Origin of the sequence: Allobosea sp. TAF32, from assembly GCF_052113585.1 — a bacterium.
In the GTDB taxonomy this organism is placed as follows: Bacteria; Pseudomonadota; Alphaproteobacteria; order Rhizobiales; family Beijerinckiaceae; genus Allobosea.
Genome location: NZ_JBFRDM010000010.1, coordinates 102,926 through 127,167 on the forward strand (window position 1 = coordinate 102,926; position 24,242 = coordinate 127,167).

At 66.1% G+C, this 24,242-nt stretch carries 30 protein-coding genes; 19 read left to right on the top strand and 11 right to left on the bottom strand.

Annotated features, from left to right (window positions below; genetic code table 11):
- The first annotated feature begins 15 nt into the window (after window positions 1-15).
- Window positions 16-525 (top strand): OsmC family protein, encoded by a 510-nt coding sequence (locus AB4Z16_RS22845; RefSeq protein ID WP_441513710.1) that lies wholly within the window; start codon window positions 16-18, stop codon window positions 523-525.
- Here the strand turns inward: AB4Z16_RS22845 and AB4Z16_RS22850 are convergent, their stop codons facing one another.
- Window positions 526-1,710 (bottom strand): DNA recombination protein RmuC, encoded by a 1,185-nt coding sequence (locus tag AB4Z16_RS22850; protein ID WP_441513613.1) that lies wholly within the window; start codon window positions 1,708-1,710, stop codon window positions 526-528. It abuts the gene before it with no gap.
- A 113-nt stretch (window positions 1,711-1,823) separates the two neighbouring features.
- Here AB4Z16_RS22850 and def point away from each other — a divergent pair, with 113 nt between their 5' ends.
- The 3 genes from def to truA are packed head-to-tail and all read left to right on the top strand — an operon-like array spanning window position 1,824 to window position 4,144.
- On the top strand, window positions 1,824-2,363 hold the full coding sequence (gene def / locus AB4Z16_RS22855; RefSeq protein ID WP_441513614.1) for a peptide deformylase: 540 nt from the start codon (window positions 1,824-1,826) through the stop codon (window positions 2,361-2,363).
- Window positions 2,364-2,420: 57 nt separating this feature from the next.
- Window positions 2,421-3,350 (top strand): methionyl-tRNA formyltransferase, encoded by a 930-nt coding sequence (gene fmt, locus AB4Z16_RS22860; RefSeq protein WP_441513615.1) that lies wholly within the window; start codon window positions 2,421-2,423, stop codon window positions 3,348-3,350.
- Between the two features lie 53 nt (window positions 3,351-3,403).
- Window positions 3,404-4,144: a tRNA pseudouridine(38-40) synthase TruA gene (gene truA / locus AB4Z16_RS22865; RefSeq protein ID WP_441513616.1), complete on the top strand. Its 741-nt coding sequence runs from the start codon at window positions 3,404-3,406 to the stop codon at window positions 4,142-4,144.
- A 7-nt stretch (window positions 4,145-4,151) separates the two neighbouring features.
- On the opposite strand, the gene AB4Z16_RS22870 is transcribed toward truA, so the two are convergent.
- The 3 genes from AB4Z16_RS22870 to AB4Z16_RS22880 form a co-directional block, all read right to left on the bottom strand.
- The gene (locus AB4Z16_RS22870) at window positions 4,152-4,736 is read right to left on the bottom strand and encodes a hypothetical protein (RefSeq protein WP_441513617.1); all 585 of its coding nucleotides are present in this window, start codon (window positions 4,734-4,736) and stop codon (window positions 4,152-4,154) included.
- Between the two features lie 68 nt (window positions 4,737-4,804).
- Window positions 4,805-6,016: a succinyl-diaminopimelate desuccinylase gene (gene dapE, locus AB4Z16_RS22875; RefSeq protein WP_441513618.1), complete on the bottom strand. Its 1,212-nt coding sequence runs from the start codon at window positions 6,014-6,016 to the stop codon at window positions 4,805-4,807.
- 120 nt (window positions 6,017-6,136) lie between these two features.
- On the bottom strand, window positions 6,137-6,568 hold the full coding sequence (locus tag AB4Z16_RS22880; protein WP_441513619.1) for a DUF805 domain-containing protein: 432 nt from the start codon (window positions 6,566-6,568) through the stop codon (window positions 6,137-6,139).
- Between the two features lie 234 nt (window positions 6,569-6,802).
- On the opposite strand from AB4Z16_RS22880, the gene AB4Z16_RS22885 reads away from it, so the two are divergent.
- The 11 genes from AB4Z16_RS22885 (at window position 6,803) to AB4Z16_RS22935 (ending at window position 16,198) form a co-directional block, all read left to right on the top strand.
- Window positions 6,803-7,417, top strand: coding sequence for a ribonuclease D (locus AB4Z16_RS22885; RefSeq protein ID WP_441513620.1), 615 nt, complete (start codon window positions 6,803-6,805; stop codon window positions 7,415-7,417).
- 158 nt (window positions 7,418-7,575) lie between these two features.
- On the top strand, window positions 7,576-8,352 hold the full coding sequence (lptC, locus tag AB4Z16_RS22890) for an LPS export ABC transporter periplasmic protein LptC (RefSeq protein ID WP_441513621.1): 777 nt from the start codon (window positions 7,576-7,578) through the stop codon (window positions 8,350-8,352).
- A 1-nt stretch (window position 8,353) separates the two neighbouring features.
- Entirely contained in the window at window positions 8,354-9,052 is a 699-nt protein-coding gene (locus AB4Z16_RS22895) for an LptA/OstA family protein (protein WP_441513622.1), read from the top strand.
- Window positions 9,053-9,109: 57 nt separating this feature from the next.
- Entirely contained in the window at window positions 9,110-9,958 is an 849-nt protein-coding gene (gene lptB, locus AB4Z16_RS22900; protein ID WP_441513711.1) for an LPS export ABC transporter ATP-binding protein, read from the top strand.
- A gap of 162 nt (window positions 9,959-10,120) precedes the next feature.
- Window positions 10,121-11,653 carry an RNA polymerase factor sigma-54 gene (gene rpoN, locus AB4Z16_RS22905; RefSeq protein WP_441513712.1) on the top strand — a complete coding sequence of 511 codons (1,533 nt, stop codon included), beginning with the start codon at window positions 10,121-10,123 and terminating at the stop codon, window positions 11,651-11,653.
- Between the two features lie 130 nt (window positions 11,654-11,783).
- Window positions 11,784-12,368, top strand: a complete 585-nt coding sequence (gene hpf / locus AB4Z16_RS22910; RefSeq protein ID WP_441513623.1) for a ribosome hibernation-promoting factor, HPF/YfiA family — start codon at window positions 11,784-11,786, stop codon at window positions 12,366-12,368.
- Window positions 12,369-12,452: 84 nt separating this feature from the next.
- Window positions 12,453-12,920: a PTS IIA-like nitrogen regulatory protein PtsN gene (gene ptsN, locus AB4Z16_RS22915; RefSeq protein ID WP_441513624.1), complete on the top strand. Its 468-nt coding sequence runs from the start codon at window positions 12,453-12,455 to the stop codon at window positions 12,918-12,920.
- Window positions 12,921-13,087: 167 nt separating this feature from the next.
- Window positions 13,088-14,704: a fumarate hydratase gene (locus tag AB4Z16_RS22920; RefSeq protein ID WP_441513625.1), complete on the top strand. Its 1,617-nt coding sequence runs from the start codon at window positions 13,088-13,090 to the stop codon at window positions 14,702-14,704.
- Window positions 14,701-15,027, top strand: a complete 327-nt coding sequence (locus AB4Z16_RS22925) for a hypothetical protein (protein ID WP_441513626.1) — start codon at window positions 14,701-14,703, stop codon at window positions 15,025-15,027. The genes AB4Z16_RS22920 and AB4Z16_RS22925 overlap by 4 nt, the downstream gene beginning before the upstream one ends.
- A 35-nt stretch (window positions 15,028-15,062) precedes the next feature.
- Window positions 15,063-15,719 (top strand): MBL fold metallo-hydrolase, encoded by a 657-nt coding sequence (locus tag AB4Z16_RS22930; RefSeq protein WP_441513627.1) that lies wholly within the window; start codon window positions 15,063-15,065, stop codon window positions 15,717-15,719.
- A gap of 143 nt (window positions 15,720-15,862) precedes the next feature.
- Window positions 15,863-16,198: a hypothetical protein gene (locus tag AB4Z16_RS22935; RefSeq protein ID WP_441513628.1), complete on the top strand. Its 336-nt coding sequence runs from the start codon at window positions 15,863-15,865 to the stop codon at window positions 16,196-16,198.
- Here the strand turns inward: AB4Z16_RS22935 and AB4Z16_RS22940 are convergent.
- The 4 genes from AB4Z16_RS22940 to efp form a co-directional block, all read right to left on the bottom strand.
- Window positions 16,162-16,641 carry a hypothetical protein gene (locus AB4Z16_RS22940; RefSeq protein ID WP_441513629.1) on the bottom strand — a complete coding sequence of 160 codons (480 nt, stop codon included), beginning with the start codon at window positions 16,639-16,641 and terminating at the stop codon, window positions 16,162-16,164. The genes AB4Z16_RS22935 and AB4Z16_RS22940 overlap by 37 nt on opposite strands.
- Before the next feature lie 246 nt (window positions 16,642-16,887).
- The gene (locus tag AB4Z16_RS22945; protein ID WP_441513630.1) at window positions 16,888-17,403 is read right to left on the bottom strand and encodes a GNAT family N-acetyltransferase; all 516 of its coding nucleotides are present in this window, start codon (window positions 17,401-17,403) and stop codon (window positions 16,888-16,890) included.
- A gap of 18 nt (window positions 17,404-17,421) precedes the next feature.
- Complete coding sequence (locus AB4Z16_RS22950; protein ID WP_441513631.1) at window positions 17,422-17,940, bottom strand: DUF1993 domain-containing protein; 519 nt, start codon at window positions 17,938-17,940, stop codon at window positions 17,422-17,424.
- Window positions 17,941-18,030: 90 nt separating this feature from the next.
- Window positions 18,031-18,600, bottom strand: coding sequence for an elongation factor P (gene efp, locus AB4Z16_RS22955; protein WP_441513632.1), 570 nt, complete (start codon window positions 18,598-18,600; stop codon window positions 18,031-18,033).
- 116 nt (window positions 18,601-18,716) lie between these two features.
- Between efp and epmA the strand changes: the two genes are divergently transcribed.
- Genes epmA through AB4Z16_RS22970 form a run of 3 tightly spaced genes read left to right on the top strand, consistent with a single transcriptional unit; the run spans window position 18,717 to window position 21,524 of the window.
- Window positions 18,717-19,781, top strand: coding sequence for an EF-P lysine aminoacylase EpmA (gene epmA / locus AB4Z16_RS22960; protein ID WP_441513633.1), 1,065 nt, complete (start codon window positions 18,717-18,719; stop codon window positions 19,779-19,781).
- Window positions 19,778-20,842 (top strand): lysine-2,3-aminomutase-like protein, encoded by a 1,065-nt coding sequence (locus AB4Z16_RS22965; RefSeq protein ID WP_441513634.1) that lies wholly within the window; start codon window positions 19,778-19,780, stop codon window positions 20,840-20,842. The genes epmA and AB4Z16_RS22965 overlap by 4 nt, the downstream gene beginning before the upstream one ends.
- Window positions 20,814-21,524 (top strand): DsbA family oxidoreductase, encoded by a 711-nt coding sequence (locus AB4Z16_RS22970; RefSeq protein WP_441513635.1) that lies wholly within the window; start codon window positions 20,814-20,816, stop codon window positions 21,522-21,524. Before AB4Z16_RS22965 ends, AB4Z16_RS22970 begins: the two co-directional genes overlap by 29 nt.
- A gap of 28 nt (window positions 21,525-21,552) precedes the next feature.
- On the opposite strand, the gene AB4Z16_RS22975 is transcribed toward AB4Z16_RS22970, so the two are convergent.
- The 3 genes from AB4Z16_RS22975 to AB4Z16_RS22985 all read right to left on the bottom strand — a co-directional run bounded on the left by AB4Z16_RS22975 (window position 21,553) and on the right by AB4Z16_RS22985 (window position 23,537).
- Window positions 21,553-22,317, bottom strand: coding sequence for a TSUP family transporter (locus tag AB4Z16_RS22975; protein WP_441513636.1), 765 nt, complete (start codon window positions 22,315-22,317; stop codon window positions 21,553-21,555).
- Window positions 22,318-22,531: 214 nt separating this feature from the next.
- Complete coding sequence (locus AB4Z16_RS22980) at window positions 22,532-22,900, bottom strand: hypothetical protein (protein ID WP_441513637.1); 369 nt, start codon at window positions 22,898-22,900, stop codon at window positions 22,532-22,534.
- 421 nt (window positions 22,901-23,321) lie between these two features.
- Window positions 23,322-23,537 (bottom strand): hypothetical protein, encoded by a 216-nt coding sequence (locus AB4Z16_RS22985; protein ID WP_441513638.1) that lies wholly within the window; start codon window positions 23,535-23,537, stop codon window positions 23,322-23,324.
- 274 nt (window positions 23,538-23,811) lie between these two features.
- On the opposite strand from AB4Z16_RS22985, the gene AB4Z16_RS22990 reads away from it, so the two are divergent.
- Window positions 23,812-24,153, top strand: coding sequence for a hypothetical protein (locus AB4Z16_RS22990; protein WP_441513639.1), 342 nt, complete (start codon window positions 23,812-23,814; stop codon window positions 24,151-24,153).
- The last annotated feature ends 89 nt before the right edge of the window (window positions 24,154-24,242 follow it).

Genomic DNA, 24,242 nt, shown 5'->3' on the forward strand with positions numbered 1-24,242 from the left:
AGAAGGATCACGATGATGGACGTCACCGCGCTGCGTGCCTTGCAGGCTCCTCTCAAGGACGAATACCGCACCAATCCTGAGGCTGCGGTCATCACGCTCAAGGCCCATGGCGAGCTCGACGATCAGCGCATCGCCTGCAAGGTCGAGACGGGCCGGGCTATCGCGCTCGCCGGCCTGCATCCCGCCTCAGGCGGCTCGGGCGCCGAGCTCTGCTCCGGCGACATGCTGCTGGAGGCGCTGGTCGCCTGCGCCGGTGTGACGCTGAAGGCGGTAGCCACCGCCCTCGAGATCGAGCTGAAGAAGGGCGTCGTCCGGGCCGAGGGCGATCTCGATTTCCGTGGCACGCTCGGCGTCGCCAAGGATGCGCCGGTCGGCTTCCAGGCCATCCGCCTCTTCTTCGACGTCGAGAGCGACGCGCCGCAGGAGAAGCTCGACACGCTGCTCAAGCTCACCGAGCGCTACTGTGTCGTTTTCCAGACGCTGAACGTGAAACCTGAGCTTTCGGCGGTGCTCAGCCGCGGCTGATCACTCCGCCGCGGCCTTCAGCTCCAGCCCCTTGGCGAAGGGCAGCTTGGGCTCGCTTTTCTCGTCCTCGAAATCGAGCGCGCCGATCTTCTCGGCGCGGCTGGTGACCTTGCCGGCCGAGGTTTTGATCTGGCCGACATCGTCCTGCGCCTGGCGGAAATGGGTATCGAGCTTGTCGACCCGCTCGCCCAGCCGGCGGACGTCGTCGAGCAGCTTGCCGACCTCGGTCTGGATGACCTGCGCCTCTTCCCGCATGCGCGCATCGCGCACCAGCGACTGCATCAGCTGGATCGCCAGCGCCAGCAGCGAGGGCGAGACGATCATCACCCGCGCCCGGTGCGCGCGCTGCACGACATCGTCGAAATGCTCGTGCAGGTCGGCATAGATCGATTCCGACGGAACGAAGAGCAGCGCGACATCCTGCGTCTCGCCGGGCAGGAAATAGCGTTCGGCGATATCCTTCACATGCACGCCGACATCGCTGCGCACGCGCTGGCCGGCGGCCTTGCGTGCGTCGTCGCCGCGTGCCTCGCGCAGCAGCGTGAAGCTCTCCAGCGGGAACTTGGCGTCGATGACGAGGCCGCGCCCGTCACCCGGCAGGGTCACGAGGCAGTCCGGCCGGCGCCCGTTCGAAAGCTGCGGCTGGAACGTGAAGAAGGCGGCGGGCAGGCCGTCGCGGACGATCGCTTCCATCCGGCCCTGGCCATAGGCCCCGCGCGCCTGCTTGTTGGCGAGCACGTCCCTGAGCGTCACCACTTCGGAGGTCAGGTCGGTCAGGTTCTTCTGGGCGGTGTCGATGACCGCGAGCCGCTCCTGCAGCTTGCCGAGGCTTTCGGTGGTCTGGCGGACATTTTGTTCGAGGCCCTGGCCAACCTTGTGGCTAAGCCCGTCCATCCGGTCGGCTACGAGCCGGGCAAGATCGCCCTGCCGCGTCGAGAGGATTTCGGCCATGGACTGCATCCGGCCGGCGAGTTCCGCCTGCTGGCGGTTCATCTCCGCGACCTTGTCGTCCATTTCGCGGGCGCGCTCGGCCGCCATCGCGACCTCAATCGCGCGGCTCCTGCCGCCACGCCAGCCGGCGATCACGGCCATGAGCAGGAGCACAAGGCTCAGGGCTGCGAAGCCGAGGGCGGCTTCGGCCCAGCTCACCGGGCGCTCCAGCAGGGTGAAGGCGATCTCGTTCATGCGCCGAGCCTAGCCGATTCGATGAGCAATGGCGAACGAAAGCGGAACAGTTTGACCGCTTGCCCACAAATGCTTATGTCCCGGGCTCAACAGCTCTTTCTCCTTGGAATCCCATGTCCGTTCGCCCGCTCGTCATCCTGCCCGACGCCCAGCTTCGCCTTGTTTCGAAGCCGGTCGCGGCTGTCACGCCCGAAATCAAGGCGCTGGTCGCGGACATGTTTGAGACGATGTACGACGCACCGGGCATCGGGCTCGCCGCCATCCAGATCGGCGTGCCGCTGCGCGTGGTGACGATCGACCTCTCGAAGCCGGAGGCGAAGGAGGGCGAGGAGCCGGAACCGAGAAAGCCGCAGGTCTTCATCAATCCGGAGGTCACCTGGTCCTCGGAGGAATTCAACGTCTATGAGGAAGGCTGCCTCTCGATCCCGGAATATTACGAGGAGGTCGAGCGTCCCGCAGAGGTGAAGGTCCGTTATATGGATCTCGACGGCAAGACGCTGGAGATCGCAGCCGATGGCCTGCTCGCCACCTGCCTGCAGCACGAGATCGACCATCTCGATGGCGTGCTCTTCATCGATCATCTCTCGCGGCTGAAGCGCGAGCGCGTCACCAAGAAATTCGCCAAGGCGGCCAAGCGCGAGCGGGCTGCGTAATCGGCAGGCTGTTTCATTCTTCCGGTGCCATGCCGGAGCTGAGGTAAAGTCGAGCGTATGAGTTTGCGCGTCATTTTCATGGGCACGCCGGATTTCGCCGTGCCGGTCCTGACCGAGATCGTCGGGCAGGGGCATGAGGTCGTCTCCTGCTACACCCGCGCCCCGGCGCAGGCCGGCCGCGGCCTCGATCTCAAGCCCTCGCCTGTGCACAAGGCGGCGGAGCGCTTCGGCATCCCGGTCTTCACGCCCGCGACGCTGAAGACGCCGGAGCAGGCCGAGATCATCGCCTCGCATCAGGCCGATGTCGCCGTCGTTGTCGCCTATGGCATGATCCTGCCCCAGGCGATCCTCGATCTGCCCGAGCTCGGCTGCCTCAACCTCCATGCCTCGCTGCTGCCGCGCTGGCGCGGCGCGGCGCCGCTCCAGCGCGCGATCATGGCCGGCGATGCCGAAACCGGCGTCTGCGTGATGAAGATGGAGGCGGGGCTCGACACCGGCCCTGTCGCCATGGTCGAGACGCTGCCGATCGGGCCCGACCTGACCGCCGGCGAACTGCACGACCAGCTCAGCATCCTCGGTGCCGATCTGATGGTGCGCGCACTCGCGGCGCTGGGCCGCGGCGGCCTGCAGTTCACGCCGCAGCCGGAAGAAGGCGTCACCTATGCCGCCAAGATCACCAATGCCGAGGCCAAGCTGAACTGGACGCTGCCGGCGCAACTGGTGCATGACCGGGTGCGCGGCCTCTCGCCCTTCCCGGGCGCCTTCGCCGAGATCGACCTCGGCAAGGGGCCGGAGCGGCTGAAGATCCTGCGCACGGCGCGCGCTGGCGGCGCGGCCGAGCCGGGCACGCTGCTCGATGACGAGGGCACCGTCGCCTGCGCCGTCGGGGCGGTGAAGCTGCTGCAGGTCCAGCGCGCCGGAAAGGCGCCGATGAGCGGGGCCGAGTTCCTGCGCGGCGCGCGGCTCGGGGCCGGCGACAAGCTTTAACGGAGCGGGCCGTTGTCCAAAAACCGCTTCGCACTTTTTGGCGGCCAGCTCTGATGCCGCGCTATAAGCTCGTCATCGAATATGACGGCACGCCGTTTTCGGGCTGGCAGCGCCAGGCGAGCGACCCGTCCGTGCAGCAGCGCGTCGAGGAGGCGGTCGAGGCCTTCTGCGGCCACCCCGTCCGGCTGCACTGCGCCGGGCGCACGGATGCCGGCGTCCACGCCACGCATCAGGTCGCCCATGTCGATATCGACAGGGAATGGCGGACCGACGTCGTACGCGATGCGAGCAATGCCCGGCTGAAGGCGCGCTTCCCGGTCAGCGTGCTCAGCGCCGAGATCGTCCCCGATGATTTCGACGCCCGCATTTCGGCAAAGCGCCGCTACTACATCTACCGCATTCTCGACAGGCGGGCGCCGCCCGCTCTCGATCGCGGCCGCGTCTGGCACGTTCCGGTGAAGCTCGACCACGAGGCGATGGACCGCGCCGCCAAGTCTCTGCTTGGAAAGCACGATTTCACGACCTTCCGCGCTGCCGAATGCCAGGCCAACAGCCCGATCCGTACGGTCGACCGGCTCGATGTCCGGCGCGAGGGCGCGGAGATCGTGGTCTACGCCCACGCCCGCTCCTTCTTGCATCATCAGGTCCGCTCGATCGTCGGCAGCCTGAAGATGGTCGGGGCGGGACGCTGGCCCGAGGAGAAGCTCGGCCAGATCCTGGCGGCGCGCGACCGTGCGCAATGCGCCGCCCTCGCGCCGTCCTGCGGGCTCTACCTCGCAGGTGTAGACTACTGAGACGGGCTCAGAACAGGCTGAACAGCCGAATCACGCCATAGTCGAGCACGATGCTGGCGATGACCAGCGGCAGCGCGATGCTGTGCCCTTCCGGGCCAAAGGCCGCACGCGCCACGCAATAGCGCAAGCGCAGCACGATCGCCGCGAAGAATGCCGCCTGCACCAGCGCCAGCTCCGGTGTCGACCACCCCAGCGCGAAGACGGCGGCGGGCACCGCCATGAGGCTGGCCGAAACGATGCCGGCCCAGTTCCAGGCGATGACGAAACTGGTGAACCGCGGCGCCTGCGCAAGCTCCGGGCGCAGCGCGATCAGCAGGGCCGGCACGGCGAGGATGGCGAGGCAGAGCGCGCCAATCACCGCCAGCACGAGCTCAGGCACGGTGAAGAGGCCGGCGCTGTTCGGCAGGCCGGCGAACAGGCGGGCCGCGGCGAGGATCGCGACGGTCGCCGGCAACATCAGCGCGAAGGCGAGGAAGGAGCGCCAGAAGCCGTCGCGGCTGAGGTCGAGTTCGGCAAGCGCTTCAGTGCCGCGGGTCATCAGATGCCAGGAACCGCGCAGCGAGCGCGCGATGTCGTCGGCGGCAAGCCTCATCACGATCTCCATTATCTGCGTTCTTAGACTTTCGTCTAACGGCGATAATGGCTCGCAGTTCCGGCGCGTCAAGCTTTATGTTGCGCTGCAAAATAGCTGGCGAGTAACCGATGCGTGATCCGCTCCAGTGCAGCGAGGTCGGCGACGGCCACGCTTTCGTCGATCTGGTGCATCGTCTTGCCGACGACGCCGTACTCGACGACAGGGCAAAAGCTTTTGATGAAGCGCGCGTCGGATGTGCCGCCGGTCGTCGACAGGGCGGGGGGCTTGCCGGTCTCGGCTTCGACGGCATCGCCGACCATCGCCACGAACGGGCCGGGCGCGGTCAGGAAGGCGACGGCGTTGGTCGGCTGGAAGCCGACCTCGTAGCGCACGGTGTTGCCCGCGGCCTCGTGCAGACGCCGCTCGATCTCGGCTGCGAGCGTCTCGGGCGTCCAGACGTCGTTGAAGCGGATGTTGAAGACGGCCCTGGCCTGGGCGGGGATGACGTTCGACGCGGGGTTGCCGACATCGACCGTCGTGACTTCGAGATTGCTCGGGTCGAAATGCTCCGTGCCGGTGTCGAGCGGCCCGGCGTCGAGCGCCGCCAGCAGCCGGACCATGCCGCGGATCGGGTTATCGGCGAGGTGCGGGTAGCCGACATGGCCCTGGATACCATGGACGGTGATCTGGCCGGTCAGCGAGCCGCGCCGGCCGATCTTGATCATGTCGCTCATCGTTGCCGGGTTGGTCGGCTCGCCGAGGATGCAATGGTCGAAGCGCTCGCCACGCTCATGCGCCCAGGCCAGCAGCTTCACCGTGCCGTTGACGGCGGGGCCCTCCTCGTCGCCTGTGACCAGAAAGGCGATGGAGCCGGGCGCATCGGGGTTCTCGCGGCGATAGCGGATCGCCGCCGCAACCATGGCGGCGAGGCCGCCCTTCATGTCGCAGGCGCCGCGCCCGTAGAGGGTCCCGTTCTCGATTGCGCCGTCGAAGGGCGCCCGTGTCCAGGCCGCCTCGTTGCCGACGGGCACGACGTCGGTATGTCCGGCGATGACGAAGACCGGGGCCTCGCTGCCGATGCGGGCATAGAGATTCTCGACATCCGGTGTGCCCGGCTCGCTGAAGACCGGGCGGTGGACTTCATAGCCTTCGGCCGTGAGCACGGCGGCGAGCAGGGCGAGCGCGCCGCCTTCCTGCGGCGTGACGGAGGGACAGCGCACCAGCGCCTGCGTCAGCGCGACCGGATCGGCGGGATCGAAGGAAAGGGCAGGGGCAGAGGCGGAGGGCGTCGTCGTCATGCCGCCGCTTTAAAGCATCGGACCAAAAAGTGGAATCGGCTCTTCGAAGAGATCCGATGCTCCGACAAAGAGTTAGATCGCACTTCCGGGCCGGCAGGACGCGCCGAGATCCGGCGCGCTTCAGGCTGAGCGGGAGCCGGCCTCGACGGCGACCAATGCCTCCGCCGGCCCGTCCTTGGCCGAAGGCATCAGGCCGAGATCGATGAAGGCGACCACCCAGGCGATGGTCGAGATCGCTTCCAGCGAAGGCCGCCAGCCGAGTGGCATGTAGAGACGCAGGTGCTCCGGCAGCACGATCGCGCAGATCAGCAGGATGCCGAAAAGCGGGCTGCCGCCCCGGTCAGTGGCGCGCTTGGCGGCCAGCGCCACCCAGGGAAACATAGCAAAAGCGTTTGTGAAGGCAAGGACGGTTCGCGCGATCTGGGGATCCGTCAGTTGGGGCAGGATCCGCTGCAAGGCAAGCAGAGTGAACGCGACGGCGGCGCTGCCGAGCCAGAAGGCCCGCAGGCCGATGCGGCCATCGAGATCGCAGAAAAGGCGAATCGGGGACATGCGTCGTGCTCCATTGTCACTCTTGTCGCATGCCTCAACGAAAGCTTGAAGCTTATAGTGAATAAAAGGTTAACGATAGGGTCGGCCAGTTGTGCCAAATCAGAAAGGGCTTGAACCAGCCATACGAGGCCGCTAGCTGCGGAAGGCGTGCCGCTCCGGCGCGGTCTGCTGCCGTTCCATTCCCGTGAGTACCGTTTAAGGGCGCCTCAGCGCGGCCCGAGTGAGGTTTCGAGCATGACCATCCGTTTTCATCGCGGCGATCTGCCTGACGGCTACGAGGCCGGTTCGAGCGTTGCGATCGACACCGAGACGCTCGGCCTCAACCCGCATCGCGATCGGCTCTGCGTGGTTCAGCTCTCGCGTGGCGACGGCACGGCGGACGTCGTCCAGATCCTGAAGAGTGGCGAGCGGCCCAAGAACCTGATCCGCCTGCTCGAAGACCCGGCCGTGCTGAAGCTCTTCCACTTCGCGCGCTTCGACGTGGCCGTGTTGCGCCACGCTTTCGGCGTGGTAACGGCCCCGGTCTACTGCACCAAGATCGCCTCGAAGCTGGTCCGCACCTATACGGATCGCCACGGCCTGAAGGATCTGGTGCGGGAGCTACTCGGCGTCGAGCTCTCGAAGCAGCAGCAATCCTCGGATTGGGGTGCGGACACGCTCAGCGAGGCCCAGCTCGCCTACGCCGCCTCCGACGTGCTGCATCTTCACGCGCTCCACGCCAAGCTCGAGGCGATGCTGGCGCGCGAGGGCCGCAGCCATCTCGCCCAGGCCTGCTTCAACTTCCTGCCTTACCGCGCCGAGCTCGATCTGGCCGGCTGGGGCGAGACCGACATTTTCGCTCACACTTGACAATTTCGAAGGGTTCTTGCGTCAGTCTGCGGCGAAGACTGGCGCGAGGGGCGCGCCCGTCCGGTCTGGAGCGGGCGGCGCGGGGGCGCGTTGCGGTTCGCCCTAGCGACACGAAAAAGCCGTGAGCGGCTGCCATTGCGCGGGGCATGACTGTGGCAATGACCTTGAACGACCCGGCGGGAAGGATTTCCGCGCAGGCGCTGAGCCGTCGCGCGGCGTTTGCCGCGGCGCGTCGCCACACCCGGGCCGTTCACATCCTGCGCACGCTTATTCCCCTGACCGCAGTGACGCTGGTGGTCGCGCTGGTCGTCGTCCCCTTTCTCAACCCGCTCCGCGGCAAGCTCGCCAATGTCTCGGTCAGCTCGGTCGGCATCACCGGCGGCAAGGTGCGGATGGAGACGCCCAAGCTCTCCGGCTACCGCAAGAATAACCGGCCCTATCAGGTCACGGCCGAGAATGCCTTTCAGGAGATCAAGAACCCGACCCAGATCGAGCTTCAGATCCTGACCGCACGCATCCAGATGGAGCGGGAGGGCTGGGTGACGGTCAATGCGAAGACAGGCCTGTTCGACACCCAGAAGGAAAAGCTCAAGCTCGTCGACGATGTGAAGGTTCGGACCGAGAGCGGCCACGACATGCAGATGAGGACGGCCGATGTCGACTTCAAATCCGGCGCCGTGACTTCGACGGAACCGGTCAAGGTCTCGCTCGGCGAGACGACTGTGGACGCCAACACGCTTGACGTGAAGAACAATGGCGAGTTGATCGCATTCGAGGGGCGGGTCCGGGTCTTCATCAGGAACGCGCCAGCAGGTACGATCGCCGGGCCCGAGCGCGAGGGCAGCACGCCGATGCCGGAACTGCTGAACGCGAATCGGGCTGCTCCGGCAGGCGACACGCCCGCCAACGATGCTGGCAACGGGAAGAGACAGTGACATGAGCACGGCAAGCCACAGTTTCCGTTTCGCCAAGGGGTTCCGCGGCGCCGCTCTGCTGCTGGCGGCGGGCGTGGTTTTGGCCGCGGCTCCGCAAACGGCGTTTGCGCAGGCCGCGCAGGGCAAGGCGCGCGGCGGCAATGCCTCGTCCCCGCTCGGCGGTCTCGGCGGCGACAGCAAGGAGCCCATCAAGATCGATGCTGACAAGCTCGATGTGCTCGACAAGGAGAACAAGGCCGTCTTCACCGGCAATGTCGTCGCGGTCCAGGGCGAGACCACGGTGCGCTGCACCGTGATGACCGTGCTCTATGAGGGACGCAATGGCGGGCAGGGAGGCGCCGGCGCTGCCAAGCCGGCAGCCGCGACTCCGGCCGCGCCGAACGGCAATGACAGCTCGATCAAGCGCATCCTCTGCAAGGGGCCGGTGACGGTCGTCTCCAAGACCCAGGCTGCGACCTCGGACAATGCCGAGTTCGACCGCGCAAACAATGTCGTGATCATGACGGGCAATGTCGCCTTGAATGACGGACCGAACATCACCCGCGGCGAGAAGCTGACCTACAATACGGTGACCGGCGTCGCGAATGTCGAGACCACCAAGGGCGGACGCGTCCAGGGCTTCTTCGTGCCGAACTCGGAAACGAACAAGCCGGACGCGACCAAGCCTGGCGCCAAGCCGGCCCCCAAGCCCACCAACTGAGCTCAACAAGCGACCGTGCCCGCAGTGACTGTCTCCGAAGCGCCTCGCCCCGCCGCCATGCCCGCACGCACCCAGGCTCCGAGTCCGGGTGGAGTCTTCGGCCGCCTGCGTGGGCTTTTTGGCAGCGGAAGGCGCGCCGCAGGCGAGGGTGCGATGCGCTCGACGGCCGCCGAGATCGGCGGGCCGGGGATTCTCGCAGTCAGCAATCTGCGCAAGAGTTATGGCGGCCGCACCGTGGTGTCGGACGCCAGCCTCTATCTGCGTCAGGGGGAGGCGGTCGGCCTGCTCGGCCCGAACGGCGCCGGCAAGACCACGATCTTCTACATGATCACCGGTCTGGTCGGGGCCGATTTCGGTGTCATTTCGCTCGAGGGCAACGACATCACCGGGCTGCCCATGTACCAGCGCGCCCGGCTCGGCATCGGCTATCTGCCGCAGGAGGCCTCGATCTTCCGCGGGCTCTCCGTTGAGGACAACATCCGCGCCGTGCTCGAGGTGGTCGAGCCTGACCGCAAGGCGCGCGAGCGTCAGCTCGACCAGCTGCTTGAGGAATTCACCATTTCGCGGCTGCGCAAGGCGCCGTCGATCGCGCTCTCCGGCGGCGAGCGCCGCCGCTGCGAGATCGCCCGCGCGCTCGCCGGAAAGCCCTCCTTCATCCTGCTCGACGAGCCCTTCGCGGGCATCGATCCGATCGCGGTGGGGGACATTCAGGCGTTGGTGCGCCAGCTGACCGACCGCGGCATCGGCGTGCTCATCACCGACCACAACGTCCGCGAGACGCTCGGCCTCGTCGACCGCGCCTATATCATCCATTCCGGCCGGGTGCTGACGGAAGGCTCGCCGGCCGAGATTATCGCCAATCCCGATGTCCGCCGTGTCTATCTCGGCGAGGATTTCCGCCTCTGATCGGCGGCGTCTGCCTCGATTTCCGTCGGTTTGTTGCGGTGCATCAAATTTCCTGCCTGCAAACGAGGCATGGGCTTTGACGCGGCGCTGAGCAGGCGCTAGGGTCTTCTCACAAGCAAGAAGCGTGCCGTGTGGCGCGCGATCGAGAAGGGCCTTTCGCGCATGGCGATGATGCCGCGCATGGAGTTGCGTCAGGGCCAGTCCCTGGTGATGACGCCGCAGCTGCTGCAGGCGATCAAGCTCCTGCAGCTCTCGCATCTGGAACTCCAGAACTTCGTCGACGGCGAGCTTGAGCGGAACCCGCTGCTCGAGCGGAACGACGGCCCGGAAGTCCCCCCAGGCGGCGGTGCGGAGGCCGAGAGCCCGCACGCCGCCGATCCCGAGAGCTTTGCCCGCGCCGAAAGCCTGCATACCCAGGAGGGCATGGAAGGCCGGCTCGGCACCGGCCTCGACAATGTCTTTCAGAGCGAGCAGCCGAGCGCGGCGCGCAGCGATTCAGGCGGCGCCGACAGTCTTCCGGTCATCGGCGGAGCCTATGGCTCCCGCGGCGGCTCCTTCGAAGACGGGCCCGAAGGCTTCGAGAGCGGGCTGACGGCGGAAGCCTCGCTGCACGACCATCTCAGTGCCCAGCTCGACCTCGCCGTCACCGACCCGGCAGAGCGCATCATCGGCCGGCACCTCATCGATGCGGTGGATGACAGCGGCTATCTCGCCGAACCCGTTCCGGACATCGCCGAACGTCTCGGCATCGGTATCGAGCGGGTGGAAGCCGTGCTGCGTATCGTCCAGAGCTTCGATCCATCGGGGGTCGCTGCACGCGACGTCGCCGAATGCCTCGCGATCCAGCTGCGAGACCGCGACCGCTTCGATCCGGCGATGCAGGCTCTGGTGGCGAACCTCCATCTCGTCGCCAAGCGCGATTTTGCCGCGCTGAAACGCGTCTGCGGCGTCGATGATGAAGATGTCGCCGACATGGTCGCCGAGATCCGCCGGCTCGATCCCAAGCCCGGTCGGGCCTTCGGCGGCGGGGCGGCGGAGACGGTCGTTCCGGATGTCTTCATCCGCGCCGCGCCCGATGGCTCCTGGCTGATCGATCTCAACCCGGACACCTTGCCGCGCCTGCTCGTCAATCAGACCTATCATGCCCGTGTTTCCAGGGCGGCGCGCAACGACGAGGAGAAGGCCTTCATCGCCGAATGCCTGCAGACCGCGAACTGGCTCACGCGTTCGCTCGAGCAGCGGGCACGCACGATCCTGAAGGTCGCCAGCGAAATCGTGCGCCAGCAGGACGGCTTTTTCGCCTATGGCGTCGAGCATCTGCGCCCGCTCAACCTTAAGACGGTCGCCGATGCCATCGGCATGCACGAATCGACCGTCTCGCGCGTCACCTCGAACAAGTACCTGACCTGCTCGCGCGGCGTCTTCGAGATGAAGTACTTTTTCTCGGCGGCGATCGCGGCGACCGGCTATGGCGAGGCGCATTCGGCCGAGGCCGTGCGCTTCCGCATCAAGCAGATGATCGACGACGAAAGTCCGGGCGACGTGCTTTCCGACGATGCCATTGTCACCAGGCTCAAGGCCACCGGCATCGACATCGCCCGGCGCACCGTCGCGAAATACCGGGAATCGCTGCGCATTCCTTCGTCGATGGAGCGTCGGCGGGAGAAGGTTGCGATGGCGGCCGCAGGGCGTTGAGCAATTTGGTTCCAAAACGCTGGCGCATCGGCGCCATGCTTCCCTTGTCACATTGACATCCCGGACTCGCGGTTCTTAGCTCTGGATGATGGCCAACCACTGGCCATGGCTAAACAAGGGGAAGCAGTCCATGAGCTTGCGAATCTCCGGCAAGAATCTCGATGTCGGCGAGGCCCTGCGCGGCCAGGCCGAAGAGCGGGTCGCTGCAGCCGTCAGCAAATATTACGAGGGCGGCTATCAGGGGCACGTCACGGTCGACAAGGACGGTACGGCCTTCCGCACCGACACCGTCATTCACCTCTCTTCGGGGATCACGCTGGAAGCCTCGGCCACCGCCCATGATGCCTATGCCAGCCTCGATAAGATGGCTGAGCGGATCGAGAAGCGGTTGCGACGCTACAAGCGCCGGCTGAAGGACCGTTCGACGGCCAACGGACGCGACGCCGGAATCGAAATCCCCAGCTATGTGATTGCGGCTCCGGATGACGATATCGAGGAGTTCGACGGTGTTTCCACCGGCGATCACCCGGTGACCGTGGCCGAAACCACCAAATCGCTGCATGTTCTGACGGTCAGCGATGCGGTCGCGGAGCTCGACATGACTGGTTCGCCCGTCATCGTCTTCCGCCATGCTGGCAATGGCCGGATGAACATCGTATACCGCCGCCGCGACGGTAATATCGGCTGGATCGACCCGCCGGCATCGCTGTCCTGAGGCCGGCGGGCGACCGCCCCGGCCCTCGAACCTGACCCATGCCGACGGCGTTTCGGCCGGCATGGGACATGCATGGACGGGCGAATGACGCTGACCGATCTCCTGAGCCCCGCCGCGGTGATTTCGCCACTACGGGCCAATGGCAAGAAGCAGGCTCTGCAGGAGCTTGCCCAGCATGCCGCCGCCCTGACGGGCTTGCCCGACCGCGAGATCTTCGAGGCGCTGCTCCAGCGTGAACGGCTCGGCTCGACCGGCATCGGCGACGGCATCGCCATCCCCCACGGTCGCATGCCGGGCATTGACCGCCTGGTCGGCCTGTTCGCCCGCACCGAAAAGCCGATCGATTTCGACGCGCTCGACGGCCAGCCCGTCGACATCATCTTCGTGCTGATCGCGCCGGAGGGCGCTGGCGCCGACCATCTCAAGGCGCTGGCCCGCGTTGCGCGCGTGCTTCGCAACCAGTCGGTGCTTGAGCAGGTCCGCAAGATTCGTGACCCCGCGGCGATCTACGCCATCCTTGCCGAGTCGGCCACTCAGGCTGCCTGCGCTTAAACTCATTAAAGACTGCTTGGACGACGCCGGTCGACGGGCTATGACGCCGGCCATACGGCGCCGCGCGTCCGGCTGGAGACCGTTCTGATCCACAGCGAGCCTGTCGGTGGAGCAGTCTCTGTCCCAAATCGAGAGCGCGGCGCTTCATCGCTTCGGAGCCGCTGATCATGGCCTATACGCATGTCGATCTCTTCCCGCTCGGGGAGGACAAGACGCCCTATCGCAAGCTCGGAAGCGAAGGCGTCAGCGTCGAGAAAATCGGGGATCGCGAGGTCCTGAGCGTCTCCCGCGAGGCGATCCGCAAGCTCTCCGAACAGGCCTTCATCGACATCAATCATCTGCTGCGCCCGGGCCATCTCGCTCAGCTCGCCAAGATTCTCGTCGATCCCGAGGCGACCTCGAACGACAAGTTCGTCGCCTATGACCTGCTGAAGAACGCCAATATCGCCGCCGGCGGCGTGCTGCCGATGTGTCAGGATACCGGCACCGCCATCATCATGGGCAAGAAGGGCCGCAAGGTCTGGACTGACGGCGACGACGAGTCGGCTCTGGGCGAGGGCGTCCATGACGCCTACCTCAAGCGCAACCTGCGCTATTCCCAGCTCGCGCCGCTCTCGATGTTCGAGGAGAAGAACACCGCCACCAACCTGCCGGCGCAGATCGACATCTACGCCGAGGGTGAGGACGCCTATAAGTTCCTCTTCGTCTGCAAGGGCGGCGGCTCGGCCAACAAGACCTTCCTCTACCAGGTGACGCCGTCGCTTCTCACCAAGGACCGCATGATGGCGTTCCTGAAGGAGAAGATCCTGACGCTAGGCACCGCGGCCTGCCCGCCCTACCACCTTGCCATCGTCATCGGCGGTACCTCGGCCGAGCAGAACCTGAAGACGGTGAAGCTGGCCTCGACCCGCTATCTCGACGCGCTGCCGACGGAGGGCTCGCCCTCGGGCCACGCCTTCCGCGATATCGAGATGGAGGAGGAGGTCCACAAGATGACGCAGGCGCTCGGCGTCGGCGCGCAGTTCGGCGGCAAGTATTTCTGCCACGACGTTCGCATCATCCGCCTGCCGCGTCACGGGGCGTCGCTGCCGATCGGGCTCGGCGTCTCCTGCTCGGCCGACCGTCAGGCCAAGGGCAAGATCACCAAGGACGGGATCTTCCTCGAGGCGCTCGAAGCCGATCCATCGAAGTATCTGCCGGATGTCGACGAGGCGAAGCTCGGCGGCGATGTCGTCAAGATCGATCTCAATCGGCCGATGAGCCAGATCCTGGCGACGCTGTCGAAGCATCCCGTCAAGACGCGCCTGTCGCTGACCGGCACCATCGTCGTCGCCCGCGACCTCGCTCATGCCAAGATCCGTGAACGGCTGGAGCGCGGCGAGGGCATGCCCGACTATTTCAAGAACCACCCGGTCTACTACGCTGGCCCGGCCAAGACGCCGGAAGGCTTCGCCTCGGGCTCCTTCGGCCCGACCACGGCCGGCCGCATGGATTCCTTCGTCGACCAGTTCCAGTCCTTCGGCGGCTCCATGGTGATGCTGGCCAAGGGCAACAGGTCTGCAGCGGTTCGGGAGGCATGCAAAGCCCATGGCGGCTTCTATCTCGGCTCGATCGGCGGCCCGGCGGCGCGCCTCGCGCAGGATTGCATTCGCAAGGTCGAGGTCCTGGAATATCCGGAACTCGGGATGGAAGCCGTGTGGAAGATCGAGGTCGAGGATTTCCCGGCCTTCATCGTCATCGACGACAAGGGCAACGACTTCTTCAAGGAGCTGAACCTCGGATGAGGCTCGCACTGACCGTTGCGACGATGCTGTTGCTGGCCGGCTCCGCGCTCGGCCAGCAGCCGCGCCCGGCGACCTGCTCGCGCGACCTCTTCCAGAACGAGGCCGGCTTCCGCTTGCAGCAGACCCGGCTCTCTGCCGCGGCTAGCGCCGATCAGGCGACTCAGTGCCGGACCTTTCGCGAGCATGTCGGCTACCTGCAGAAGGCGCGCTCGGTTTTCGCCGCCTGCCAGAGCGGGGCGGAGCGCGAACGCAATGTCGCGGAGATGGATTCCGAGCTGACGAACTACCGCGCGCTCATTGCCAATCGCTGCGGCGGGCGGTGAGGCTCTTTCATATTGCTCGAACCAAAGGCAATGGCATGACCGACCAGCCCGAAGCGCCGCTCCAGATCGCCGTCGTGCCGGTGACGCCATTCCAGCAGAACTGCTCGATCCTCTGGGATCCCGAGACGAAGCAGGCGGCCATCGTCGATCCCGGCGGCGACGCGCCCCGCTTGCAGGAAGCCCTGAAGGAACTCGGCGTCACCCCGGTCGCGATCTGGCTGACGCATGGCCATCTCGACCATGCCGGCGGCGCCACCGAGCTCGCCGAGGCGCTCTCGCTGCCAATCATCGGACCGCATGAAGGCGACAAGTTCCTGCTCGACGGCTTGCCGGAGCAGGGCCTGCGCTTCGACATCCTCGACATGAAGGCGGTGAAGCCGACGCGCTGGCTGAAGGAAGGCGACGAAGTCTCGCTGGGAGGCCTGACCTTCTCGGTTCAGCACGTCCCCGGCCACACGCCCGGCCATGTCACCTTCTTCCAGAAGGATCTACGCTTCCTGCTGGCGGGCGATACCGTCTTCGCCGGTTCCGTGGGGCGGACCGATTTCCCCTATGGCGATCACGAGACGCTGATCTCGGGGATCAAGACGAAGCTGCTGCCGCTCGGCGACGACGTCCAGTTCCTGCCCGGCCATGGCCCGGCCAGCACGCTGGGCGAGGAACGGCGGAACAATCCGTTCCTGCTGGGTTAGCGTCAGTCTGGGAATGTGAGCCCGCATCCTTCGAGATGCCGCTCCTGCTGTAACGGCTCCTCAGGACGGGCGGCATGCGAAGCGCCCGGCCTGTGCGCTTGCCGCCCAGCGAGCAGAGAGCGTCAGCCCTCGACGGCTGTGTCGTGGCTTGGCGGGCCGCTGGCTTACCGATCGTCGGCAACTCCGGCCCGCGCCTGTCGATCTTTCGGCAGGTTCAGCTGATCGACGGAGCCATGGTCGCGCTTCTGGTCCTCGCCGGCTTTGCCTGTTTGACCGTGGCTTTCGCCATTGCCGGGATCATGGGGGCGATGCTGGCCTTTGCCGGTGCAACGGACTGGTGTGGCCTGGCCATGCTGCGCGCTGCCCTGGAACCGCGCGGCGCCATCCTCATGGCGGCGCAGCCGGTCGCTGCTGAAGCTGTCAGGCTCCGTGACGCGACACGTCACTGGCAGACCAGCACACGGCGGGAGACGACATAGCCCCACGGGTCGAAACTGCGCCGCCACACATAGTAGCAGTCATCGCCGTAATAGCTGTTGTAGTAATAGGGCGCGCCTACGCCCAGCGCGAAAGCCGGACCGAAGAAGAAGCGGTTATTGTGGAACCGCCGGTCGTGGAAGAACACCGCTTGGTTGGCAAAGCCTGGCCGGACGAAGCCGGGCCCAACGAATGCCGGGCGGGCGAAACCGGGACGTGCGAATCCGCCGCCCCGGAAGCCGCCCATCGGGACGCCGCCGCCGCGGAAGGCCATGCCGCCGCCATGGAAGCCACCGCCGCCATGGAACGCCATGCCGCCGCCACCGAAGCCGCCACCCCCGAAGCGTGCCTCGGCGGGGGCCGACCATGCGATGACGCCCATCGAGATCGCTGCCGCGGCGAAAGCCGTGGCAACCATCTTATTGCTGCTGAAGGTTGAGATCATGACGAACCTCCCATCACATGAGCCTCGCCTTGCGCTCAATCTGCGCCTTTTGATATGAACATACAATGAACATTGATTGCGCTTCCGTTGGCCGGGCGCAAAGAAAATGCCCGCAGCGCCAAGGCGCTACGGGCATCGAAAAGCCAACGGCCATGTCCATAACGGGCGCGCGTACATCCGGCGTCACACGTTCGGCTCATGGCCGTCTTCAACGATGATGGAAGGCGGTGGAACGCCCTCGATACATCATCGTGACCCTGAAATGGGAAGCGTGGTCGCCGATTGCAAGCCCTCGGTGGAAACAGATTTGCGCCATTCGTAAAGCGCGTCCGGCTCCCCTTCCTCGTTGCGCGTGCCGTCATTGAGGTCGACGAGACGGAAGTCGTGTCGCTCATAGAAGGCCCGAGCTGCCGTGTTCCGCTGGAAGGTGAACAGGCTGAGGCGGGTGGGGCAGCGCGCCCTGGCTCTGGCGAGCAGCAGCGAGCCGATGCCGCGCCTGAAATGCCCGGGCAGCAGATAGAGCTGGTCGAGTTCCTCGCCGTCGAGCGACATGAAGCCGAGGATGCGCCCAGCCTCGCGTGCGACCCAGGTCTCTCCGCGGGCGAGCCTGACGGACTCGATCCAGTCCCGCACCTCGTCGTCGCTGTGGCAGCGGCGCAGATAGGGCAGCGCTTCGGTGCGTGAGGCCAGATAGAGCGAGGCGATCTCCCCGGCATCCCGGGGAGAGGCGCGTTCGATCGTGATCGCAGGCGCCGCGGCCATGCCCCGGCCCGTTCTCCCTCAGGCGTCGAAGACGCCGCGCAGGAAGTCCTGCTTGCCGATCTGGAAGCCGTTCTCGCGCAGGATGTCGTAAGCCGTCGTGGCGTGGAAATAGAAGTTCGGGATGGCGAAGCGGGTGAGATAGGCCTCGCCCGTCATTGTCACCGTCGCCGACGGGCCGCGCGGGAAGGTAACCTCGCGGGAAAGCCCGGCGTCGAGGGCCGCGCCATCGGCGGCCGCGACGAAGGCGAGCGTCTTGGCGATGCGCTCCTTCAACTCGGGGAAGCTCTTCTCCTCGTCGGGGAAGCGCGGGTTCTCGCCGCCGGAAAGCCGCGCCACCGCATTCTTGGCGAAGTCGCAGCAGAGCTGGATCTGGCGGGTGAAGGCCAGCATGTCGGGCGCGAGACGCGCCGTCAGGAGCACTTCCGGTTGGATCTTGCGGGTCTCGGCCTGCTCCAGGGCCTTGTCGAGAATGGCGTCGAGCGCCTTGAGCGTCTGCACGAAGCCGGAAAGGGCGGCGGCCTGGACTGTGAGCGGCATGAGAAGAAACCTCGAAACGACAACGGGCCCGGAAAGGGCCCGCTGCGTTAGCTATAGAGGAGATTGTTCCGCGGCGCGTGCCTCGGCAGATCAATCTTTCGCGCGCTCGACATAGGAGCCGTCGGCCGTCATCACGACGATGCGGGTGCCGACGCCGACATGCGGCGGCACGGCGCTGCGCACGCCGTTCGACAGGATCGCCGGCTTGTAGGACGAAGAGGCGGTCTGGCCCTTCGTCACCGGCTCGGTCTCGGCGACCTCGAGCGTGACGCGCTGCGGCAGCTCGATCGCCACGGCCTTGTCCTCGAACACCGAGAGCGAGACCTTCATGTTTTCCTGAAGATAGGGGGCGGAGTCGCCGACGACGTCCTTGTCGACATGGATCTGGTCGAAGGTCTCCGGGTTCATGAAGACGTACTGCTCGCCGTCCTGATAGAGATAGGTGAAGTCGCGGTCCTCGACATAGGCGCGCTCGACCTGCTCGGTCGTCTTGTAGCGCTGCGTCATCTTCACGCCGTCGGCGATGCGGCGCATGTCGATCTGCGTCGTCGGCGTGCCCTTGCCGGGGAAGAAGCTCTCGGCCGAGATGACGGTGCAGAGATGCCCGTCGAGCTCGAGGACGTTGCCCTTGCGGACGGAGGAAGCGATGACCTTGACCACGTGAATGTCCTTACTGGTGCGCGGCGCGCCCGCGCGCTATGCGAATTCGATTGCCGCGCAACTACCGCATTCGCGCGCGAAACGAAAGCTTTCCGACGTATCCGGTGCGAGATTCGATGAGCTCCTCCCCGACGCCGTTCTGGCGGCCCGATGTCCATGCCGACCGCCGCCCGGCGCTTCTCGCCCGCGGGCGGATCAAGGCGGCGTTGCGGCGCTGGTTCGAGGCTGATGACTTCACCGAGGTCGAGGCGGCGATCCTGCAGCTCTCACCCGGCAATGAGACGCATCTGCACGGCTTTGCCACGACGCTGGTCGACAACGCCGCGCAGTCGCACCCCTATTACTTGCACACGTCGCCGGAATTCGCGGCCAAGAAGCTGCTCGCGGCCGGCGAAACCCGCATCTTCGATTTCGCCCGCGTCTTCCGCAACCGCGAGCGCACGGCGCTGCACCACCCCGAATTCACCATGCTCGAATGGTATCGCGCCGGCGAGGACTATCAGGTGCTGATGCAGGATTGCGCGGCGCTGATGGCTGAGGCTGCCCGTGCCGCCGGCGCCACCATGCTGCGCTGGCGCGATGTCGAAGCCGACCCCTTCGCGGAGCCCGAGCGCCTGACCTTGCAGGAGGCGTTCAAGCGCCATGCCGGGATCGACCTGCTGCGCACGGTCACTGCCGATCACGATGTCGATCGGGGCGGGCTTGCCGCCGATGCGATCGAGGCCGGCATCCGGGTCGCTCCGGACGACACATGGTCGGATATCTTCAGCCGCGTGCTCTCCGAGCGCATCGAGCCGCATCTCGGCCGCGGCCGTGCCACGATCCTCTGCGAATACCCGATCAGCGAGGCCGCGCTCGCCCGGCCCAAGCCCGGCGATCCGCGCGTGGCCGAGCGCTTCGAGCTCTATGCCTGCGGCGTCGAACTCGCCAACGCCTTCGGCGAACTCACCGACCCGGCCGAGCAGCGCCGCCGTTTCGAGGCCGACATGGACGAGAAGGAGCGCATCTATGGCGAGCGCTATCCGATCGATGGCGATTTCCTGGAGGCGCTGGCGAGCATGCCGGCGGCGTCCGGCATCGCGCTCGGCTTCGACCGCCTCGTGATGCTCTGCGTGGGCGCGCGCCGGATCGAGGATGTGCTCTGGACGCCGGTCGCGGAAGCGGGCAGGGGAAGGGCATGACCGTTCACCTGCCCCCCGGCGGCCAGCCGCTGCGCAGCATCGACGCGCTCGTCGAAGCGGGGCTTGCCGCGCCCGCGCGCCGCGAGGCGCTGCAGAAGGTGGCGGAGCGCTATGCCGTCTCGGTGACATCGGCCGTCGCCGGGTTGATCGACCCGGCCGATCCGGCCGATCCGATCGCGCGCCAGTTCGTCCCTGATGCGGCCGAACTCGTGACGCTCCCGCAGGAGCTGGCCGATCCGATCGGCGACGACACCCATTCTCCGGTCGAGGGTGTGGTCCATCGCTATCCCGACCGCGCCCTGCTCAAGCTCGTCCATGCCTGCCCGGTCTATTGCCGCTTCTGCTTCCGCCGCGAGATGGTCGGCCCCGGCGGCGATGCGCTGACTGGCCAGAAGCTCGACGCCGCGCTCGCCTATCTCGCTTCCCGTCCCGAGATCTGGGAGGTGATCATGACGGGCGGCGATCCCTTCATCCTCTCCGCCCGCCGCATCCGCGAAGTGGCGAAGCGTCTGGCCGCGATCTCGCATATCAAGGTCGCGCGCTGGCACACCCGCGTCCCGGTGGTCGATCCCGGCCGGATCACGCCGGACTATGCCCGGGCGCTGCGCATTCCCGGCAAGGCGAGCTATATCGCCATCCATGCCAACCATCCGCGCGAGTTCACCGACGACGCACGCGCGGCGATCGCGACGCTCGCCGATGCCGGCCATGTCTTGTTGAGCCAGTCCGTGCTGCTCAAGGGCGTCAATGCCGATGTCGAAACGCTCGGGGCCCTGATGCGCGCCTTCGTCGAGAACCGCATCAAGCCCTATTATCTGCACCATCCCGATCTCGCGCCCGGCACCTCGCATTTCCGGCTGACGCTGGAGGAGGGGCAGGCGCTGGTCAAAAGCCTGCGCGGCCACCTTTCGGGGCTGTGCCAGCCGACCTATATCCTCGACATTCCCGGCGGTGCCGGCAAGATTCCGGTCGGCCCCTCCTTCCTCTCCGGTTGCGAGACGCCGGGCGCGGAAGCGATCGCCGAAGACCGGCATGGCGGGCAGCATCTCTATCCCGCCTGATACGAAGGACATCGACATGCAGGACAAGCTGCCGCTCGTGATCGTTTCGGACATTGCCTGTCCATGGTGCTTCATCGGCAAGACGCGGCTGGAGACGGCTCTGGAGCGCTACGGTCTCAATGAGCGCTTCGCCATCACCTGGCTACCCTATGAGTTGAATCCGGAAATGCCGGAGGAGGGCATGGATCGCACCCAGTATCTCGAGGCCAAGTTCGGTCCGGGCAAGCGCAAGGAAATCGAGCTGAAGCTGTCGGAAGCGGCGCTGGAGAGCGGCGTAACCTTCAACTGGGCGAAGGTGACGAAGAGCGTCAACACGCGCATGGCGCATATGCTGATCGCGGCCGCCTCGACGGTGCAGCGCGGCGGCGACATGACGACGGCTCTCTTCAAGGCCTATTGGCAGGACGGGCGCGACATCGGCGACATCGAGACGCTGGTCCAGATCGCCGTCGAGCAGGGTTTCGACGAACAGGCCGCCCGCGACGAACTCGCCAATGACGAGCTGCGCGAGACCGTGATCGGGCTGGAGGATCATGCCCGCAAGGTCGGCGTCAACGGCGTGCCGTTCTTCATCGTCGACGGCAAGCTCGCGATCTCGGGCGCGCAGCCGCCGGAGGTCTGGTCCCAGGCCTTCCAGCAGGTTCTGGCAGCCCATCAGCAGCCGGAGATGCCGCAGTTCTGATCTGAGCGCGGGCGATCTCGGCGCGCGGTCAGGCGCTGATCAGATGGATTACGGCGGGCGCCGCGAGCGCGACGCCCGACAGGAACAGCAGGACGAAGACGATCCGCCGCAGCGCCATCGGGGAGATGGCCGGCGGGCGTCGCCGAGCGAGATGCGTCGCCGCCATGACGACGGGCACCGCCAGCAGCCCCGAAAGCACCGATGCGGACGGAATTTGGCCTGATGCGGCCACCAGCCCGGTGCGGCAGAGCGCATTGAGCGCGAAGACCGTCACCAGCGTTTCCCGGATCGTCAACAGCGTCATCGGCTGCCGGTAGAAATGGTAGACCAGTGGCGGCCCGGAGGTCGAGAACATCCCGCCCATCAGCCCGGCGACGCTGCCGAAGAAGAGGAAGCTCGGCGCGCCGGAACGCTGCGCGAGAGGCTGCGGCTTGCGCGCGAGCTGCAGGCTGGAGACGATGATGACGAAGCCGAGCGCCAGCCGCAGCAGGTCGGCCTGGCTGTCGGCGAGCCATTCCAGCAGCCGATAGCCGATGAACAGGGCCGGCAGGCTCGCCGCCATCACCAGCCGGAATTCGCGCCAGGCAACGTCGCGCCAGCCCTTCAGCAGCATCTGCGTCGCGTTGACCAGGGTCAGCAGGCTGACGAGCATCGCCGCATCGGGCAACGAGATCAGCCCGGACAGCCCGACGCCTCCCATGGTGATCAGGCCGAAGGCGAAGCCGGTCAGCGTCTGGGCATAGGCGGCCACGCCTGTCAGTAGGAGGAAGCCGATCAGCGCGGCCACAGACATCGTCGGTCGTCTCCGAAGAAGTGAGCGTGAGCCGTAGAACATCGGCGCAGCCGCCGGAATCCATTTTCCGGCAAAGCTGATGTGCGTTGACGTGTCATGGGTCTGTCGCGCTCGCGTTGCGATCAGGCCACGCCTGGGGCTGTTCAGCTCTCCGCGAATGCGGCCAAAGGTTGACTCGCCCGGGGCAGAGCGGGCACCATCGGCCCGCTCGCGATCAATCCACAGCAGGAGCGGCGAAGATGCTGTCGATCCCGAACCGCGCAGCCGTATGCTTTTTCGGCTTTGCGCTTTCCGGCTGCATGCAGTCGATGCCGACCGCCGAGACGATCACTCGGCCGACCATGGAAGCCTTCACGCGGCTGAGCTCGTGGACGCCTTGGCGCGCGTCACCTGAGCAGCCCCCGCCGGTGGTTGTTGCGGCGCAAAATCCGCCTCCGGTCATCGAGCCGATAGAGGAGCCGCCAGCGCCTCCGCTGCGGCCGGCAATCGGGCCGCAGCAGTCAAAGCCCGTGGTCCACCGCACGCCGCAGCTGGCCTCATCGCGGACCCGGCCTGTGACCCCGGCGCCGGCCGCCGCCATCATCCCGGCCGCTGCTGTGACGCCAGTCCCAACGCCTGCACAATCGGGGTCTCCGCTGCTGCCCGCCAGAGTGAGCTGTCAGACCGCGAGCCAGCCCGGGGAGCGTGTGCGGATGGAATGCACGCCGGTCGAGTGACGGGCTGCTCGGGATTCGAGCCTCGCTCGGCCTGAAGTGTGGCCTCCGATCGGCACATGGGCGAGGGACGGGCAATTCCTCCCCAACGACGCAGTCGTTCGATAAGGAACAACCGGCGCGGTCCGGGCTTCCTAGGACATGCCTGCTCGCAAGAAACCGCCGCTGGATTTTTGGCTTTGGCTCGCGGTCATCGGGCTGGTCGCTCTTGTGGGTGCGGTATCCCTGCACTTTCCAGCGCGCATAGCACAGCCGCTCCCGACGACGGCCGGGCAAGGGTGGCGGTGATGATCAGGCCGATTGGCGATATCGCTCGACCGCCCGCCGTTTCAAATCGTCCTCGTCTTCCGCGACCGCGACGAGCGCCGCGACGATATAGGCCAGTCTTGTCCGCTCTCGCTCGTCAAACACGTCGATATCCGCCGGTTTGACGTCCTTCCACGCAGCTTCCAGCGCTGCCTGCGCCCGAGCGAGGTCGACAGGGTCGTTCAGCGATGAGAATGGCACGCTCCTGCTCCCCCCAAGTCCTCGATGCCAACAGATTTAGGAGCCGGATCGCGGTCCGCAAGCAAGAAAAAGAGTGGCGAGATCGAGGTGGATTGAAAGGTCGACGGTCACGTCACTTCGTGCGGGCCATATCTCGTCAGGCCCAATCATGAAGCGGCTGAATCGTCGACGTCGCAGGGAAGTCGGACACCTGGCGCGACAGGAAGCTCGTGCCCCGCAGCAGAGGCGGCCTTCGGTGCTGGACAGGCGCTCTGCAGGCCCGCAAGATGTCGTCATGCGGTTCACGAAGTGGGACTACATCGCGTTTCCATTTCTCGCTGCCCTGTGCATCGGGGTCTTCTACGGCGCCCTGCGGCTCGTCGGCTTCTTCGGACTCGGGGTACTGGGCCTCGTCATCGTTTTTATCATAGTCCGCATGGATTTGGAGAAGGATGGCCCAGGCGGAGTCCATCCTTCAGTGCTCGCCGAGCAGTTCAAAGCCCGCGACCGCATGTCGCGATCAGAGAAGGCCAACCTGTTCGAGGAGCAGCGGTCGCGTCTTCAGCCCCAATTCGTTGCACTCGTCGTCGGCACCGGCTTTGCCATCTTGGGCTTTGGGTTTCACTTCTTCCTTTGAGGAGGCCCGGTCCCGACTTGCGATGCCCGCGTCCACTTGACCGGGCCACTCGCCGCATCGGGCGTCTCGACTCCTGCCACCCATAGAAA